Annotated in this window: 15 protein-coding genes; 12 read left to right on the forward strand and 3 right to left on the reverse strand. The window is 55.8% G+C overall.

Going from position 1 to position 16,337, the window contains the following annotated elements; all coding sequences use genetic code 11:
• The first annotated feature begins 206 nt into the window (after positions 1-206).
• The 4 genes from PYR66_03475 to argE are packed head-to-tail and all read left to right on the forward strand — an operon-like array spanning position 207 to position 3,748.
• Positions 207-1,472, forward strand: a complete 1,266-nt coding sequence (locus PYR66_03475; GenBank protein WEF28810.1) for an NAD(P)/FAD-dependent oxidoreductase — start codon at positions 207-209, stop codon at positions 1,470-1,472.
• 28 nt (positions 1,473-1,500) lie between these two features.
• Complete coding sequence (locus tag PYR66_03480; protein ID WEF28811.1) at positions 1,501-1,920, forward strand: RidA family protein; 420 nt, start codon at positions 1,501-1,503, stop codon at positions 1,918-1,920.
• A 12-nt stretch (positions 1,921-1,932) separates the two neighbouring features.
• Positions 1,933-2,607 (forward strand): DUF1028 domain-containing protein, encoded by a 675-nt coding sequence (locus tag PYR66_03485; protein WEF28812.1) that lies wholly within the window; start codon positions 1,933-1,935, stop codon positions 2,605-2,607.
• Positions 2,600-3,748 (forward strand): acetylornithine deacetylase, encoded by a 1,149-nt coding sequence (gene argE, locus PYR66_03490; GenBank protein ID WEF28813.1) that lies wholly within the window; start codon positions 2,600-2,602, stop codon positions 3,746-3,748. The genes PYR66_03485 and argE overlap by 8 nt, the downstream gene beginning before the upstream one ends.
• A gap of 113 nt (positions 3,749-3,861) precedes the next feature.
• Here argE and PYR66_03495 read toward each other — a convergent pair whose 3' ends face one another.
• Together PYR66_03495 and PYR66_03500 are read right to left on the reverse strand one after the other, a co-directional pair.
• On the reverse strand, positions 3,862-5,265 hold the full coding sequence (locus PYR66_03495; protein WEF28814.1) for a cytosine permease: 1,404 nt from the start codon (positions 5,263-5,265) through the stop codon (positions 3,862-3,864).
• A gap of 606 nt (positions 5,266-5,871) precedes the next feature.
• Positions 5,872-6,474, reverse strand: coding sequence for a short chain dehydrogenase (locus PYR66_03500; protein ID WEF28815.1), 603 nt, complete (start codon positions 6,472-6,474; stop codon positions 5,872-5,874).
• A 98-nt stretch (positions 6,475-6,572) separates the two neighbouring features.
• On the opposite strand from PYR66_03500, the gene PYR66_03505 reads away from it, so the two are divergent.
• The 4 genes from PYR66_03505 (at position 6,573) to PYR66_03520 (ending at position 10,154) form a co-directional block, all read left to right on the forward strand.
• Entirely contained in the window at positions 6,573-7,469 is an 897-nt protein-coding gene (locus tag PYR66_03505) for a LysR family transcriptional regulator (protein WEF28816.1), read from the forward strand.
• 54 nt (positions 7,470-7,523) lie between these two features.
• Entirely contained in the window at positions 7,524-7,973 is a 450-nt protein-coding gene (gene lysM / locus PYR66_03510; protein ID WEF28817.1) for a peptidoglycan-binding protein LysM, read from the forward strand.
• 43 nt (positions 7,974-8,016) lie between these two features.
• On the forward strand, positions 8,017-8,412 hold the full coding sequence (locus tag PYR66_03515) for a YidB family protein (protein ID WEF28818.1): 396 nt from the start codon (positions 8,017-8,019) through the stop codon (positions 8,410-8,412).
• Positions 8,413-8,744: 332 nt separating this feature from the next.
• A complete protein-coding gene (locus PYR66_03520; protein ID WEF28819.1) occupies positions 8,745-10,154 on the forward strand; it encodes a cytosine permease in 1,410 nt (469 codons plus the stop codon).
• Here the strand turns inward: PYR66_03520 and PYR66_03525 are convergent, their stop codons facing one another.
• Positions 10,155-11,009: an AraC family transcriptional regulator gene (locus PYR66_03525; protein ID WEF28820.1), complete on the reverse strand. Its 855-nt coding sequence runs from the start codon at positions 11,007-11,009 to the stop codon at positions 10,155-10,157.
• A 230-nt stretch (positions 11,010-11,239) separates the two neighbouring features.
• On the opposite strand from PYR66_03525, the gene PYR66_03530 reads away from it, so the two are divergent.
• Genes PYR66_03530 through PYR66_03545 form a run of 4 tightly spaced genes read left to right on the forward strand, consistent with a single transcriptional unit; the run spans position 11,240 to position 16,138 of the window.
• Positions 11,240-13,078, forward strand: coding sequence for a DUF2264 domain-containing protein (locus tag PYR66_03530; protein ID WEF28821.1), 1,839 nt, complete (start codon positions 11,240-11,242; stop codon positions 13,076-13,078).
• A complete protein-coding gene (locus tag PYR66_03535; protein ID WEF28822.1) occupies positions 13,075-14,355 on the forward strand; it encodes an oligosaccharide MFS transporter in 1,281 nt (426 codons plus the stop codon). The genes PYR66_03530 and PYR66_03535 overlap by 4 nt, the downstream gene beginning before the upstream one ends.
• Positions 14,356-14,368: 13 nt before the next feature.
• Entirely contained in the window at positions 14,369-15,559 is a 1,191-nt protein-coding gene (locus tag PYR66_03540) for a glycoside hydrolase family 88 protein (GenBank protein ID WEF28823.1), read from the forward strand.
• A gap of 21 nt (positions 15,560-15,580) precedes the next feature.
• Positions 15,581-16,138 carry a DJ-1/PfpI family protein gene (locus tag PYR66_03545; GenBank protein WEF28824.1) on the forward strand — a complete coding sequence of 186 codons (558 nt, stop codon included), beginning with the start codon at positions 15,581-15,583 and terminating at the stop codon, positions 16,136-16,138.
• Positions 16,139-16,337 lie beyond the last annotated feature (199 nt).

Genomic DNA, 16,337 nt, shown 5'->3' on the forward strand with positions numbered 1-16,337 from the left:
CGAAAACTATTCTATTTTTTTTCTTTACTCATTCCGCATCTGAAAAATAAATACGGCCCCTTCGCCGGCAGGAAATCGGCTGGCGGCGGGCATTGCGCCGCTGCATCATTATTTTATTCTCAGGTTCTAAATTTATAATAATTTACCTGTGTGTAACGGTTTATTAACCTCGGTTCTGTGCAGAACATCATTCGAAGGACACATTTATGACCGTAGAAAAAACACAAATCGAGACGCTGGTTGTTGGCGGGGGTCAGGCCGGTATTGCCATGAGCGAACATCTGACTAAACAGGGGATTTCGCATCTGGTGCTGGAAAAGAACCGCATTGCCGAAGCCTGGCGCACCGGGCGCTGGGATTCGCTGGTGGCGAATGGTCCGGCGTGGCATGACCGTTTTCCGGGAATGGAATTTAAAGGCGGTAATCCCGATGCCTTTATCCCGAAGGATGATGTGGCGCAGTACTTTGCTGATTATGTGCGCGAGTTCAATCTCCCTGTGCGCACTGGCGTGGAAGTCAAAAGCGCGGTGCGCAACCACGGGCGCCCTGGTTTTACTATCGAAACCACCGACGGCGTGATTGAGGCGCTGAATATCGTGGCGGCGACCGGGCCGTTCCAGAAGCCGGTGATCCCGCCGATCGCGCCGCGCGACAGCGCCATTCATCAAATCCATTCTGCGAAATACTACAACCCGCAGCAGTTGCCGGAAGGTGCGGTGCTGGTGGTGGGCGCGGGATCGTCCGGCGTACAAATCGCGGATGAATTGCAGCGCGCGGGCCGCCAGGTCTATTTATCAGTTGGCGCGCACGATCGCCCGCCGCGTGCCTATCGCAACCGGGATTTCTGCTGGTGGCTAGGCGTACTGGGTCTGTGGGACGCGCCCGCCAGCGAGCCGGGTAAAGAGCACGTCACCATCGCGGTCAGCGGTGCGCACGGCGGGCATACGGTTGATTTCCGTGAGTTGGCCCATCGTGGCATTACCCTGGTCGGCCTGACGGAATCCTTTGCCGAGGGTACCGTCTCGTTTAAAAACAACCTCGTCGAGAACATTCGCCTTGGTGATGAAAACTACCTGTCGCTGCTGGATGCCGCTGATGCGTACATTGCCGCCAATGGTCTGGATTTACCGGAAGAGCCTACCGCGCGGCAGTTCTTACCTGACCCGGCCTGCATGACCTCGCCAATCCTGTCGCTCAATCTGGCGCAGGCGGGGATTAGCACCATTATCTGGGCCACCGGCTATGCGGTGGACTACAGCTGGCTCAACGTCAACGCCTTCAACGAGCAAGGCCGCCCTCAGCATCAGCGCGGGGTCTCCAGCGAATCGGGGGTTTATTTCCTGGGTCTGCCGTGGCTGTCTCGCCGGGGGTCAACCTTTATCTGGGGCGTTTGGCACGACGCGAAACATATTGCCGATCATATCGCCACTCGCCGTAAATATAGCCAATACCAGGACGCCAGCCAGCGCTAATTATCACTCATTGAACAGGATAAACCTTATGCCAACCCATACTCGTATTCGGATGTTCAACACCAAAGAGACTTACCCCAACCAGACTCTGGATAATGATTTATGTCAGGCGGTGCGTGCCGGGAATACCGTTTACGTTCGCGGCCAGGTGGGGACTGATTTTGAAGGCAATCTGGTCGGCCTTGGCGACCCGCGGGCGCAGGCTGAACAGGCGATGAAAAACGTTAAGCAGCTGCTGGAAGAGGCGGGTAGCGACCTGTCGCATATCGTCAAAACCACCACCTATATTATCGACCCGCGCTATCGCGAGCCGGTCTATCAGGAAGTGGGAAAATGGTTAAAAGGCGTGTTCCCGATCTCCACCGGACTGGTGATTTCCGCGCTGGCGCAACCGCAGTGGCTGATGGAAATCGATGTTGTCGCCGTTATCCCTGATGACGCGGCGTAATAAGGAGGCAGGATGACATTTTCTATTGCCGCACGCTGCCCGGAAAGCGGGCAGTTTGGTATCGCGATTAGTTCCTCAAGTATCGCCGTCGGCGCGCGTTGCCCGTGGCTGCAGGCGGGCATTGGCGCGGTCTCCAGTCAAAACATTACCTTACCTGCGCTGGGTCAACTGACCCTGGCACAGATGGAACAGGGATTGACGGCGGAGAAGGCGATGCGCCGGGCGCTGGCGGAAGATGATTTCAGCCGCTACCGGCAGATTATCGCCATTGACGCCAATGGCCAGACCGCGTGGTTCAGCGGCGATAAAACCCTGGGGACCTGGCACGTCGCGCAGGGAGATAATTGTATCGCCGCTGGCAACATGCTGGCTTCTGAGGCCGTCATTGACGCGATGATTGCGGCGTTCGCGCAAACCGATGGCGAGCTGGCGACGCGGCTGGTGGCCGCGCTGCAGGCTGGCGTCGCGCAGGGGGGCGAAGCCGGGCCAGTACATTCGGCGGCGGTCAATGTCGTCGATGATTACTCCTGGCCGCTGGTGGATCTGCGCGTCGACTGGAGCGAAACGGACCCGATTGGCGAGCTGGCGGCGCTGTGGCAGGCATATGAGCCGCAAATGCAGGCCTACGTGACGCGCGCGCTCGATCCGCGGGAGGCCCCCAGTTACGGAGTTCCCGGCGATGAATAGTATGCTGCAAGATATTCTGGCGCGGCTGCTGGCGTTTGACACCACCAGCCGCGAATCGAATCTGGCGATGATCGACGATATTGCGGATTATCTCCACGGCTTCGCTATCGAGACGCAACGGTTTTACGACGCGGAAGGTAAAAAAGCCAACTTGTATGCACGACTGGGCCCTGCGGGGCCCGGCGGCGTTATGCTCTCCGGCCATACTGATGTGGTGCCGGTTGATGGCCAACCATGGACGGTTCCTCCCTTTGCATTAACCCAACGCGATGGCCGCTGCTATGGCCGTGGCAGCACCGATATGAAAGGTTTTCTCGCCTGTGTGCTGGCTGCTATCCCTGATTTTCTCGCCCAACCGCTGCGCATGCCGCTGCATCTGTCTTTCTCCTACGATGAAGAGGTGGGGTGCCTTGGCGTTCGCAGCCTGGTCGCCCATCTGAAGGCCTCGAAAGAGAAGCCGGCGATGTGCATTATCGGCGAGCCGACGGAGATGCGCCCGGTATATGGCCATAAGGGGAAGTTGGCGATGCGCTGTGATGTCCATGGCCGTGCGTGCCATTCCGCCTATGCGCCTGACGGGGTGAATGCGATTACTTGGGCGGCGAAGCTGATTGGTCGCCTGGAGACGCTGGGAGAAGAGCTTGCGCGACAGCAGGATACGCGTTTTGACCCGCCTTTCAGCACCCTGCAGGTGGGGGTGATTAAGGGCGGCGCGGCGCTGAATATCGTCCCGCAGCATTGCCAGTTCGATTTTGAAATCCGCCATTTACCCGATGTTTCGCTCGACGACACGCTGGCTTCGCTGCAGGCGTACGCTGAAAGCGAACTGTTGCCAAAAATGCGCGCCACGGCGGCGGAATCGACCATCACTTTGCAGCCGCTAAGTCAGTATCCCGGCCTGCTGAGCGATCCGCAGTCAGCGTTTGCCGGCTGGTTGGCGCAATGGGCTGAATGCGAGGACTTTTCGACGGTCGCTTTTGGCACCGAGGGCGGGCTGTTTGATGAAGCTGGCGTCGCAACGCTGATCTGCGGCCCCGGGAGCATGGAACAGGGGCATAAAGCGGATGAGTTCGTCAGCGAAGCACAGTTGGAGAAGTGCCAGCAGATGCTGAAGAATCTCTGTCGTTGGATGTCTGCTTAATCTTCGGCGCGCCGTATTCACGGCGCGCTTCTTATTTTCCCCGTCGTAAATAAAAAAGACCCCGGAGAATAACGCCGGGGTCAATCAGGTTTAATGAGGAAGAACGTGGAGCGTTAAACTTTCTCTTTAGCAAAAGCCATGCTTTTGACACTCTTCGCTTTCGAGAAATAATAATACACCGGTGATACCACTAACAGACCGACAATCCATGAGAGATCCGCGCCGCCGAAGGAAAGGGCGATAGGCCCGGTATAAATCGAGGTTGACATAAACGGCACCTCCACCAGAATACCGAGGACATAACAGGAGATCGCTGTCGCATTAAAGTAGCCGTAAATACCGCCATCGCGTTTAAAGAAGGACTCAACGTGATATTCGCCGTGGGCCACTAAATAATAATCGACCAGATTAATCGCGGTCCATGGCACCAGCACGTACAGCAGCACGGTAATAAAGTTGGTGTAAATCAGCAGGAAGTTTTCCTGGCCGTAGATGGCGAGGAAGATCTCCAGCAGCATGGTCAAAATGGCGGTGATAATGCGCGCCCGCGCCATCGGCGACCAGCCGTCGATAAAGGTCTGGCCGAGCGTCAGGGTACAAAGCACGCCGCAGTACAGCATCATCGAGTTGGTGGCGGCGATACCCAGCGCCAGCACGACAATCACTAGCGCCCCCATGCCGCCGGTCAGGTCCATAATGCCCTGAATAATATCGTCATTACCGATACAGATGGCTACCAGCACGCCGAGCACCATCGGCAGATAGGAGCCGAGAATGCAGCCGAAATAGCTGGCGTAAAACACGCTTTTATCATTGGTGCTATAGGGCATATAGCGAGAGTAGTCAGAGACATAGGGCGCATAGGCCAGCTGCCAGAGCGCAGCGATGGACACGGCGCCTAAGAAGCCGACTTTGTTAAAGCCGCCGCGGTCGACAAAATCCGCCGGCAGGCCGTGGACAAAGACGATCCACAGGAAGGTCGCCGCCAGCACGATACCGGAAATCCACGACATGATCCGCGCGTAGGAGTGGATTATCTTATAACCAAAGATGGTGGCGAACAGGCTTAGCGCGCCGACCACGATAATCCCTACGTCCGAGTTCATCGGCTTGTAGATAGCATGCATCGACTGCCCGCCCAGCACCAGGCTGGAAGCGGTAAAACCGATATACATCAGGACGACGATCGAGACCACCAGCACTGAGCCATAGGACCCAAACTGTCCCTTGGTCTGTACCATTTGCGGTACGCCGAGTTTGGGGCCCTGCGCCGAGTGCAGCGCCATAAATAGCCCGCCGACGAGGCTGCCGATAAATAGCGCAATCACTGCCCAAAAAAAGGAAAGATGAAAAATCGTCACTGACATTGCGCCGGTTATCACCGTTAACAGCATAATGTTGGAGCCAAACCAAATGGTAAACAGATCGCTTGGTTTGCCGTGACGCATATTTAAAGGGATAGGTCTGATGGTATTACTTTCAAGATTTTCGACATTAACAGATTGATGTTTTGTCATGGTGCTCTCTCATCATTATTGGTCTTCATCAGCGTAAGAGTGATATTTCAATGAGGAGTACAGCTAATCTACTCATCACAACATTTCATTTACCATTTTTACAACCCTGTAGCATTTGCGAAATTACAAAAAATATCGGTGCTGGATATAAAAAAAATGCTTTACCTGGCGCGGGAAAAACGTAGCCGCGCGGCGCTCTGTATTTTTTAGAGCTTTATGCTATTCGCTTGCTTATTTTCTGATTAACAATCTGGCGGCTTTTTATCAGGCAGATAAAGCTCTGCCATATAGCGTCAGGATTAGAATGATGAACCGCTGATTAAAATAACAAGCCCCTGCTTTTATTATGGGGTAATAAAATGGGGCTGCTGGGGTTAAGATATTGCGGAGAAACGAAAGAATTAACATATAAATCATGGCCTTCAGATTTATCCCGATCAGGAGAATAAAGACTTGTGAATAATAGGGGAAACAGGATTATGCGAGATGCTTCACAATAACCAACAGAGAATGAATAGTGTGCAGCGGATCAATATTTGCGACAGTGAATCATTGAGTTGCCGACAAGAATAGGGGCAGGAAAACGACCTCCCGCCCGAAAGCGTATTAGTAACCGACTTTGTAGACCCGTCCGCTTTGGATCCCTTCCACGCTACGACGGTAGGCCAGCGCGACCGTTGCCGCCGGTACGCTGACAAAACCAGGGAAGAAACCGTCATAGGCTTCGGCGGATTCGCTCAGCACGGTAGGGCTTATCAGGTTGATGCGGATCCCACGCGGCAGTTCGCAGGCGGCGGCGCGGATGAAGCCCGCCAGCCCGGCGTTGACGGTAGTGGCATTCACCCCCTGGGCGATTGGCTCATCGGCGACGATACCGCTGATAAGGGTGATCGAACCGCCGTCGTTGAGGTAATGCTGGCCGGTGAGGGCAAGGCGAATTTGTCCTAACAGTTTATCCTGCAGCCCCTGCTCGAAATCGTGGTCGGTCATCGTGCTGAGCGGGCCAAAGTACAGATTGCCGGTTGCCGAGACGATGGCATCGACCGGGCCAATTTTTTCAAACAACGCCTGCACGCTGTGCTGCGAGGTGATGTCGACCTGCTCGTCGCCGTGGGTGCGGCCGACGCGAATAACCTCATGTTGACGACTGAGCTCTTCTGTAACTGCACGGCCGACGGTACCGCTGGCGCCAATAACGATAATTTTCATCGCGGACTCCTTAGTGAAGTGAGTCTCCATTCTTTAATTAATCGATTGTCGGATAAACTGGCTAAAAGTTAGATGATTACTAACCAGAGGTTTGCAATATGGATAAGCTGCGTGGAATGGAGACATTTGTCGCGGTCGTGGAGTGCGGCAGTTTTACCGGCGCGGCGGCGCGTCTGGAGATGTCGGCGGTGATGGTCGGCAAATATATCGCTTTAATCGAAGGCCAGCTTGGTACCCGGCTGCTGGAGCGAAATACCCGTCGGCAAAGCCTGACCGATGCCGGGCGGGTTTATTTTGATGAAGCCAGGCGGGTGCTTGAGCAGGTGGCAATTGCCGAGCGTTCGGTTGAACGGCTGCGGTTGGCGCCAGCCGGCACGTTACGGGTGAGCGCGCCGGTTTCCTTCGGCGCCAGCATTATTGCGCCGCTGACCGCCTCTTTCCTGCAGGCCTGGCCCGAGGTGCGCGTCGAGCTCGATTTGACGAACCGGATGGTAGATCTGGTTGATGAAGGCATCGATCTGGCGATCCGCATCGGCGATATTCAGCGTACCGATCTGGTGGCTAAATACCTTGCGCCCTACCGCATGGCGATTTGCGCGGCGCCGGATTATCTGGCGCGCCACGGTACCCCGCAGTCGCCCGCGGATCTGGCCGGGCATCAGTGTCTGTCGCATACGGTGTGGACCGCGCGTAACGAGTGGCGATTACCCGGCGCCGATGAAGAAGTGCGCTGGAAGCGCGATGCGGTGCTGCGCTGCAACGACGGCTACGCGCTGCGCATGGCGGCGGTAGCCGGGGCCGGGCTGTTGCTGCAGCCGGAAGTGCTGCTGGCGGAGGATTTTGCCAGCGGCCGACTGGTGCGTATTTTACAACACTACACTCCGCAGCCCAGGCCTATCCACCTGCTCTGGCGACAGGATCTGCGCCCGTTGCCAAAACTGACCCGCTTCGTCGAACATTTGTTAAAGGAAGTCAGCGGTATTTATAAGCTATGATTATCGGGTCTGATGAAAGTATTCATCGTGAAACAGTAATGGAGGTATGGATAGATGGGATTATTAAGTTTTGTGAAAGAAGCGGGCGAGAAGATCTGGGATGCCGTATCTGGCGGCAGCAAGGAAGATCAGGCCGACAAGCTGAAAAAACATATTGATAGTCTTAACCTGCCTGGCGCCGAAAACGTCAATATTGCCGTAGCGGACGATGGTACCGCGACGATCACAGGCGACGTCGGTTCACAGGAAGATAAGGAAAAAATTCTGGTGGCGGTCGGTAATGTCACCGGGATTGGGCAGGTCAACGATAGCGTTACTGTGACGCAGAGCGGGGCGGAAAGCCGTTACTACACGGTCAAATCCGGCGATACCCTGAGCGCCATCTCGAAAACGATGTATGGATCCGCCAATGACTATCAGCGTATTTTTGACGCCAATAAGCCGATGCTGAAGCACCCTGATAAGATCTATCCGGGGCAAGTACTGATTATCCCGGCGAAGTAAGCCGCGAATCAGGGATTAATAACCACGTTTTATGGAGTCTGCAATGGGATTATTAGATCAAATCGGCGGCATGCTTGGCGGGCAGGCCGGGAAAGCTGAACAACTTCAGGCGATCATGACCTGGATTGAACAGCAGGGTGGTATCCAGGGCATTATGGATAAATTCCGCAACGGCGGCTTAGGTGAAATCGTCGAGTCATGGATTAGCCAGCAGAGTAATATGTCGGTGAACAGCGAGCAGATCACCTCGGTGTTCGGTTCGCCGGCCCTGCAGGATCTTGGCGCGAAACTGGGCGTCGATTCACAAACCGCCTCATCGCTGATTGCCGAATATCTGCCAAAAATCGTCGATGGCCTGTCGCCGCAGGGCGAGGCGCCAGCTCAGGGCGACCTGGTTTCCGCCGGGCTTAATCTGCTGAAAGGTAAGTTATTTGGTTAAACGCCTGCCGTTTAAGTATTAACTTACCGAAACCTACGGGCCGAATAGCGGCCCGTTTTTTATTAAAAACCATAAATTCACCGGCTGACAATTCATTATTCTGCAGCGCTTGTCGCTACGTTGGAAATATCATTATTTAATCTGACATACGCTGGTGCGATAATTTTTTGTGATATTTATCGATATGCTGGCGGGCTAATTATTATTTTTATTCCTATTAGCCATAAACAAAGTAATTTACCCTTTTGGCAAACAATGCGCATTATCTCCAAAACATAAAAACACCTGCACATCACAACCATTATTTATGGTTCCTGACTTTGGAGAATGCTATGCCGACCAAAGAATCATCGCCGCCGCTTATTGAGAAGCACACTATTGGCTATATTCCGCCAGAAGACCGCCACGGTAAAACCCGCGATCTTTTTACCCTATGGTTTGGCGGTAATATCGCGCCGCTACCGATCGTCACCGGTGCGCTGGGGGTACAGATATTTCATCTGAATCTCCTGTGGGGAGTGACGGCGATTTTAGTCGGCCATTTGGTTGGCGGGGCGCTGATGGCGCTGCACTCCGCCCAGGGGCCGCAGATGGGGATCCCGCAGATGATCCAAAGCCGGGCGCAGTTCGGATCTTTCGGCTCGCTGCTGGTGGTGGCGATCGCCGGGGTGATGTACGTTGGCTTTTTCGCCTCGAATATCGTATTGGCCGGGCAGTCGCTACACGGCATCGCCCCCGCCGTCCCGCTGCCGGTGGGCATCGTGATTGGCGCGGTCGGATCCTGTGTGATTGGCATTATTGGCTACCGATGTATCCATATTCTTAACCGGATCGGGACCTGGGTGCTGGGCATCGGCATTATGGTCGGTTTTGGCTACATCTTTACCCATCTGCATACCGCCGATTTCTTAACTCGTGGCGGTTTTTCCTTCTCGGGCTGGTTGGCCACCGTGTCGCTGGCGGCGCTATGGCAGATCGCCTTCGCTCCGTATGTCTCTGATTATTCGCGCTACCTGCCAGCGGATGTCCCTGTCGCCGCCACTTTCTGGACCACCTATCTTGGCTCGACGCTGGGCTCCAGCCTGTCGTTTATTTTCGGCGCGGTGGCGGTGCTGGCGACGCCAGTGGGGCTCGAAACCATGGATGCGGTGAAGCTGGCGACCGGCACTATTGGTCCGCTGATGTTGGTGCTGTTCCTGCTGAGCGTGATTAGCCATAACGCTCTCAATCTGTATGGCGCGGTGATGTCGGTGATCACCCTGGTGCAGACCTTCCTGTGGCGCTGGATCCCCGGTAGCCGCAGCCGCGCGCTGCTGTCGGTCATCGTACTTATTTGCTGCGTAGTGGCGGCGATCTTCGCCTCGGCGGACTTTATCAGCCACTTTATCGACCTGGTATTGGCCCTGCTGGTGGTGCTGGTGCCGTGGACCGCGATCAACCTGATCGACTTCTACGCCATCCACAAAGGCAAATACGATATTCAATCGATCTTTCAGGTCGATGGCGGTATTTATGGCCGTTATAACCCGCACGCGTTGCTGGCCTATGCCATCGGGATCCTGGTGCAAATTCCGTTCATGAATACCCCGCTGTACGTTGGCCCGGTCTCGGCGTGGTTTAACGGTGCCGATCTCTCCTGGCTGGTCGGACTGCTGGTGACCTCGCCGCTGTACTACTGGTTGGCGAGCCGCGATAGCGCCTGGCGCCGCCGTCAGCTTGGCCTTAAGCAGGCGATGGATTAACTATAAAGCGGAGCGCCGCTGGCTGGCCTTACGATACTGCAGCGGCGTCTGACGCATCATCTTTTTAAAGCAAGTGATGAAATAGCTCACCTCGCTAAATCCCACCGCCAGCGCAATGGCATCTATATTTTCGTCGCTGTTGCGCAGGAGATCGCAACTGCGCTTTATGCGCCGGGTCAGCAAATATTCGTGGATGCTGCCGCCAGTTTGCTGGCGGAAAACCCGCGAGGTGTAACTGCGCGATAGCCCCAGGTCGAAGGCCAGCCGGTTGAGAGAAAATTTACTGGCGTAGTGGGTCTCTACCCAGCTCATGATCCGCGAGGCGGCGGTCTGCTGGCGTGGTGGATAAGACGGTGGTTGCTCAGGCAGAAACGCCATCAGTTGCATCACCAGAAAAGCCACTTCGCAAGCCGGGGTCTGTTCATTTCCTCCGATTTGATGAAACTGCGCGAGGATCCTTTCGATAAATGCCGCGTGTTCGCTGAGGTCATAGATTTGCGCCGGTAAATTGCTGGCGGCCAGCGCAGCGAACTGGGCCTGATGGCGTGGAAAGGCGCTGAGCGCGCTGTCGACGACCGACTGCTCAATGTGCATGGTGGTGCGGTGATAAGGGTTCTTATCGCTATGATCGACCTGCACTTTGTGTAACCGGAAGGGAGGGAAGATAAATAACCGCCCCGGGCGCGCGGTGTAATGCTGATTATCCACCACCACGATGCCGTAGCCGCTGGAAATATAAAGAAATTCAACGCACTGGTGCCAGTGATAGTAAATCGCGCTGGTGGTATACATGCGATTAAAAGAAATCGCTCGCTTATCGAGCGTAATGCGTTCCAGCAGTTGCGTCTCGCTCATTTTCCCCCCCAGGACAATAGATTTAAATTTTTACGCCATCATTTGCAATTTATCCCCCGCGCCAGCGACAAAATCCAGTGAAAATGAAATGGCGGTTTAATTTTGTGAGTCCGCTCACTCAGCGCCGCGAATAAAAGCGGTTACTCTTCATTCAGACGTCGCACGCGAAGCTTGATAAAAGCTAAATAACAATAACTTATGAATACCCTCGTGTTATACGGGAGGACCTTGTGCAACCTGAAAACATTAATCTGGATAACCCACTGATAAGCCGGGAAGAGGTGCAGCGGCTGGTCAATGAATTGCTAAACGCGGTGGCGCCCTATTTTAAGCATGACGCCAGCCGTATTGATTTGGCGAACTTTACCGCCCACTACGGCCAGCACGTGGCGAGCATGGAAACCTTTTCCCGCCTGCTATGGGGCGTGACGCCGTTGCTGGCCGGCGGTAGCGAGCCGCAGCAGTTCTCTTTCTATTTGCAGGCGATAAAAAATGGCACCAACCCGCAGCACGCCGATTATTGGGGTGAAGTCGCGCCTTACGATCAGCGAATCGTCGAGATGGCGGCCTACGGGCTATTGCTGGCGTTGGCGGGCGAGACCGTACTGGCGCACTTCAATGAGGCGGAGAAAGCGAATTTATGGCGCTGGTTGAAGCAGTGCGAAACGCAGGATATCCCGGATAACAACTGGCACTTCTTTCCGATTCTGGTGCAGGTCGGCTTCCATCACAGCGGCATGCCGACTAACCCGCAAGCGCTGGAAGACCATTTTGCCGCCATGGAGCGCTACTATCTGGGCGATGGTTGGTACTCCGATGGCCCGGGTCGGCCGCGTGACTACTACATCTCGATGGGCTTCCATTTCTACGGCCTGATTTACGCGAAGCTGATGGCCGCTGTCGACCCGCAACGCTGCGCGGAGCTGCGCCGTCGGGCCGCGCGTTTCTCTACTGACTTCATCCACTTCTTTGCCGACGACGGCGCGGCGATCCCATTTGGCCGCAGTCTGACCTACCGCTTTGCCGAGGCGGCGTTCTGGAGCGCGGCGGCCTTCGCCGGGCTGGAGGTCTTTTCGCCAGGGGTGATTAAGGGCATTGTTCTGCGCCACCTGCGCTGGTGGCTGAAGCAGCCGATGTTCGACCGCGACGGGGTACTGAGCGTCGGCTACAGCTACCCGAACCTGGCGATGGCGGAAGATTACAACGCGCCGGGTTCGCCGTACTGGGGGCTGAAAACCATGCTGGTGCTGGCGTTAGGCGAAGATGATGCCTTCTGGCAGGCGACAGAACTGCCGCTGCCGCCGCTGGCCGCGCAGCACACGATCGCCCATGCGGATCAGGTGGTGGTTCATCAGGCCGATCATCTGTGGATGCTGACTTCCGGCCAGCTGGAGTTGAACAACTTCGTTAATACCGAAGCGAAATACTGCAAATTTGCCTACTCCGCTCGCTATGGTTTCACTATCGAGCGCGGGCGCTATGGTCTGAACCATGCCGCCCCTGATTCGATGCTGCTGCTTGCCGAGAAGGATAACTACTGGCGCGGCCGTCGCGCATGCCAGAGCGTGATCACTGCCGATGGGACGATCTACAGCCGCTGGCTGCCGTGGCATGACGTGGTCATCGATAGCTGGTTGTTGGCGCTGGGCGACTGGCAGCTGCGTGTCCATCGTATCGATACGCCGCGCGCGCTGGATAGTGCCGAAGGCGGCTTTAGCCTGGCTAACCGCCCGCTACCACAGTCGCAGGAGGGGGATGGCGCTTGCTGGTTACGCAACGCCCGCGATGCGTCCGCGATTTTTTGTTTACACCCGCTCTCCCGCCGGGGTGAAACGGTGCTGACGCCGCCAAACAGCAATCTACTGTTCGCGGAGCGCGCGGCGGTGCCGGTGTTGCGCGGTGAACTCGACGTTGGCGTTCATCTGTTGATCAGCGCGGTGTGGGCGGGCAATGCCGCCGACTTCGATCCGCAACAATGTCCACAGGCCCTCATTAGCGATGGCGCGGTACGCTTTGTGACGGCACAGGAAGAAACCACGCTCGTTCTGGCCCCGGAGGCATCGCTATGAGCACATCATCGTCCGTACGCGCCGCGCAGTACAAAATGAGTACCTTCATTTTTCTCTACTTCTTCACCTGGTCATCCAGTTTTGGCCTGTATGCCTTGTGGCTGAGCCAGAAGGTTGGCCTGGATAGCATCACCATCGGCAGCGTGTTCGCCATCAACGGCGTCTTCGCGGTCATCCTGAAGCCGGTGTATGGCTACATCATGGACAAAATCGGCATGAGCAAGTGGTTGCTCTATTTTGTCTGCGCGATTTCCGCGCTGATGGCGCCGTTCTTCGCGCTGATTTACCAACCGCTGCTGCAAAGCCATGCGATGCTGGGGATTATCATCGGCGCGTTATATCTGAGTCTTGGCTGGTACGCCGGGGTGGCGGCTTCGGAATCGTATGCCGATCGCTTTAGCCGCCTGTACGGGCTGGAGTTTGGCCGCATCAGAATGTGGGGTTCGCTGGGGTGGGCGATGGCGGCATCGGTATCCGGGTTGCTGTTTAACTTCACGCCGCTGGCTAACTTCTTGCTCAGCAGCGGCACCTCCGTCCTGATGCTGCTGGTGCTGATTAGCCTCAAAATCGGCGATGAGCAGCTGCGCAATAACAGCGTCATCTCCGCGAATAAAATTGTCTTTGCCGATGTCATCCTGCTGTTGAAGAACCGTAAGTTCTGGATGTTCAGCCTCTACGTCGCGGGCGTCGCATGGATGATGTTTATCGCCGAGCAGCAGTTCCCGCGCTACTTCGTGTCGTTCTTCGCTACCAAAGAGCAGGGTAACGCCTGGTATGGCTATCTGAGCACCGTCCAGTCGGGGATGGAGTTCGTGATGATGATGTTTATCCCCTGGCTGGTGAACCATTACGGCGCCAAGCGAGGCCTGCTGTTTTGCGGCTGTGTGGTGGGCGCGCGGCTGATTGCCTCCGGCCTGACCAGTGACCCGATCGTTATCTCAATCATCAAACCGTTTTATGGCGTCGAAATTGCGCTGCTGCTCATTTCGGTCTTCAAATATATTGCCGAGCACTTCAACCGCCGGGTCAACGCGACGATGTATTTGCTGGGTTACCAGGCGATGATTTATGTCGGCTCGATTGTGGTCGCACCGCCTGCGGGTTACCTGTACGACAAGATCGGTTTTGAGCATACCTATCTGCTGATGGGCTGCTGCGCCCTGACATTCACGCTGATTTCCGCCTTTACGCTCTCGCGCTGCCAGTCGAAGCGCGATGAATCACGATCCTTTGATCCGGCTTTAGATACCGCCTCGGTTGAACCGGCCAAACATTAATTCAGGAGTTGTTATGACCAAATCTGTTATCACCGAAGCGTTACGCCCTATCGAACTGCATCAGGTCGATCGCCTGGCGTTGGGGCATAAGCTGGAAGAGGCGCTGGCTCGGGTAACGCGCAAGCTCGATAAAAATATCGTCGCTTTCGGCGATAAGTTCCCCGGCGAGGCCTGTGAGAACGGTATCTGGCCGCGTACCGACAACGTCGAATGGACCACCAGTTTTTGGCCGGGCCAGCTGTGGCTGGCGTGGGAGATGACCGGTAAAGCGCGTTTCCGCGAAGCCGCCGAGCGCTATTTACCCTCGTTCGCGCAGCGTATTGAACAGCGTATTGATACCGCGACGCACGATCTCGGGTTCCTCTATTCGCTCTCCTGCGTCAGCGCCTGGCGGTTAACCGGCAACCAGGCCGCCCGCCAGTCGGCGCTGCTGGCCGCCGATCGTTTGATGGAGCGCTTTAACCCAACGGCTAACATTATTCAGGCATGGGGCGATTTAAACGATCCGGAGCAGCAGGGACGGATGATCATCGACTGCAATATGAACCTGCCGCTGCTGTACTGGGCCAGCGAGCAGACCGGCGATCCGCGCTACGCCCAGGCGGCGACGGCTCATGCTGAGCAGGCGGCGAACTATATCGTGCGCGAAGACGCTTCGACTTATCACACTTACTATATGGACGTACTGACCGGCGAGCCGCGGTTTGGCAATACGCATCAGGGCTACAGCGATACCTCGTGCTGGTCGCGCGGCCAGGCGTGGGGCATTTACGGTTTCCTGCTTAGCTATCAGCACACTGGCGATAAGCAGATGGTTGAGCTATCGCGCAGCCTGGCGCACTACTTCCTGAACCGTCTGCCGGAAGATGATGTTTGCCACTGGGATCTGGCGCTGCTTGGCACCGATGCGGTGCGCGACAGTTCGGCGGCGGCGATTGCCGCCTGCGGACTGCTGGAGCTGGTCAAGGCGCTGCCGACGCTCGATGCGCACCGCGCATATTATGAAGAGATGGCGCTGCGTATCACGCTGTCGTTGACCGACAACTATCTGGCCCGCGACGACGAGCCGACCGAAGGGCTGCTGCAACATTCGGTTTATCACATGGGCAGCGGCAAGGGCGTCGATCAGTGCTGTAGCTGGGGTGACTATTTCTATCTTGAATTGCTGGCGCGGGTGCGGCAGATCTGGCACCCGTACTGGTAATCGTTACGCAATGGAGAGCAGATGAACAACGTAGCCGTGTTATTAGCCCCCGGTTTTGAAGAGGGGGAAGCGATCGTCACTATCGATATCCTGCGCCGCCTGAATATTCGGGTGCAGACGATTTCCTGCGGCGATAGCCGCGAGGTGGTCAGCTATCACGCCATCCCGATGAGGGCGGATAGCACCCTGCAGGCCAGTTTTGACCAGACCTTCGATGCGGTAGTGCTGCCGGGCGGCCCGGAAGGCAGCGCCAACCTGGCGAAAAGCGCGGAGGTTATCGCCTTCGTTCGCCGCCACGATGAAGCGGGTAAATATATTTGCCCGATTTGCTCTGCCGCCGCCCGCGTACTGGGCGGCAATGGGCTACTCAAGGGCCGTCGCTATGTCTGTTCCGGCGAGTTATGGCGGCAGGTGAGCGATGGCGTGTATGTGGACGCCGACGTGGTGGAAGACGGTAATCTGCTGAGCGGCCGCGGGTTGGGCAAGGTGTTTGATTTCGCCTTTACGCTGGCGGCGCGGCTGCAGGGCGATGAAGCGCCGGCGCGCTATCAGGCGGAACATATTTATTATCCGTGGTAGAGGAAAATAGCCAGTGACTGCCAAAGGCGCCTTAATGGCGCCTTTTAATTTTTGTAGCGCCCTCTCATTTCTCCAGGTTAATAGTGTGTCAAGGATTGCCTTATCCTTACTTAAATGATATTAATTATCATTCTCATAATAAAAACATAATAACAAAATCAATACCTGGCAAGGATGTGAGCTTAACGAACAACCACTT

The sequence above is a fragment of the Klebsiella aerogenes genome, assembly GCA_029027985.1.
GTDB lineage: Bacteria > Pseudomonadota > Gammaproteobacteria > Enterobacterales > Enterobacteriaceae > Klebsiella > Klebsiella aerogenes_A.

What these genes read in the sequence shown, in the direction of transcription:
- PYR66_03485 (WEF28812.1), top strand. Translation starts at nt 1,933, where the DNA reads ATGACATTTTCTATTGCCGCACGCTGCCCGGAAAGCGGGCAGTTTGGT.
- argE (WEF28813.1), top strand. Translation starts at nt 2,600, where the DNA reads ATGAATAGTATGCTGCAAGATATTCTGGCGCGGCTGCTGGCGTTTGAC.
- PYR66_03480 (WEF28811.1), top strand. Translation starts at nt 1,501, where the DNA reads ATGCCAACCCATACTCGTATTCGGATGTTCAACACCAAAGAGACTTAC.
- PYR66_03540 (WEF28823.1), top strand. Translation starts at nt 14,369, where the DNA reads ATGACCAAATCTGTTATCACCGAAGCGTTACGCCCTATCGAACTGCAT.
- PYR66_03505 (WEF28816.1), top strand. Translation starts at nt 6,573, where the DNA reads ATGGATAAGCTGCGTGGAATGGAGACATTTGTCGCGGTCGTGGAGTGC.
- PYR66_03525 (WEF28820.1), bottom strand. Translation starts at nt 11,009, where the DNA reads ATGAGCGAGACGCAACTGCTGGAACGCATTACGCTCGATAAGCGAGCG.
- PYR66_03515 (WEF28818.1), top strand. Translation starts at nt 8,017, where the DNA reads ATGGGATTATTAGATCAAATCGGCGGCATGCTTGGCGGGCAGGCCGGG.
- PYR66_03500 (WEF28815.1), bottom strand. Translation starts at nt 6,474, where the DNA reads ATGAAAATTATCGTTATTGGCGCCAGCGGTACCGTCGGCCGTGCAGTT.
- PYR66_03475 (WEF28810.1), top strand. Translation starts at nt 207, where the DNA reads ATGACCGTAGAAAAAACACAAATCGAGACGCTGGTTGTTGGCGGGGGT.
- PYR66_03495 (WEF28814.1), bottom strand. Translation starts at nt 5,265, where the DNA reads ATGACAAAACATCAATCTGTTAATGTCGAAAATCTTGAAAGTAATACC.
- lysM (WEF28817.1), top strand. Translation starts at nt 7,524, where the DNA reads ATGGGATTATTAAGTTTTGTGAAAGAAGCGGGCGAGAAGATCTGGGAT.
- PYR66_03535 (WEF28822.1), top strand. Translation starts at nt 13,075, where the DNA reads ATGAGCACATCATCGTCCGTACGCGCCGCGCAGTACAAAATGAGTACC.
- PYR66_03545 (WEF28824.1), top strand. Translation starts at nt 15,581, where the DNA reads ATGAACAACGTAGCCGTGTTATTAGCCCCCGGTTTTGAAGAGGGGGAA.
- PYR66_03520 (WEF28819.1), top strand. Translation starts at nt 8,745, where the DNA reads ATGCCGACCAAAGAATCATCGCCGCCGCTTATTGAGAAGCACACTATT.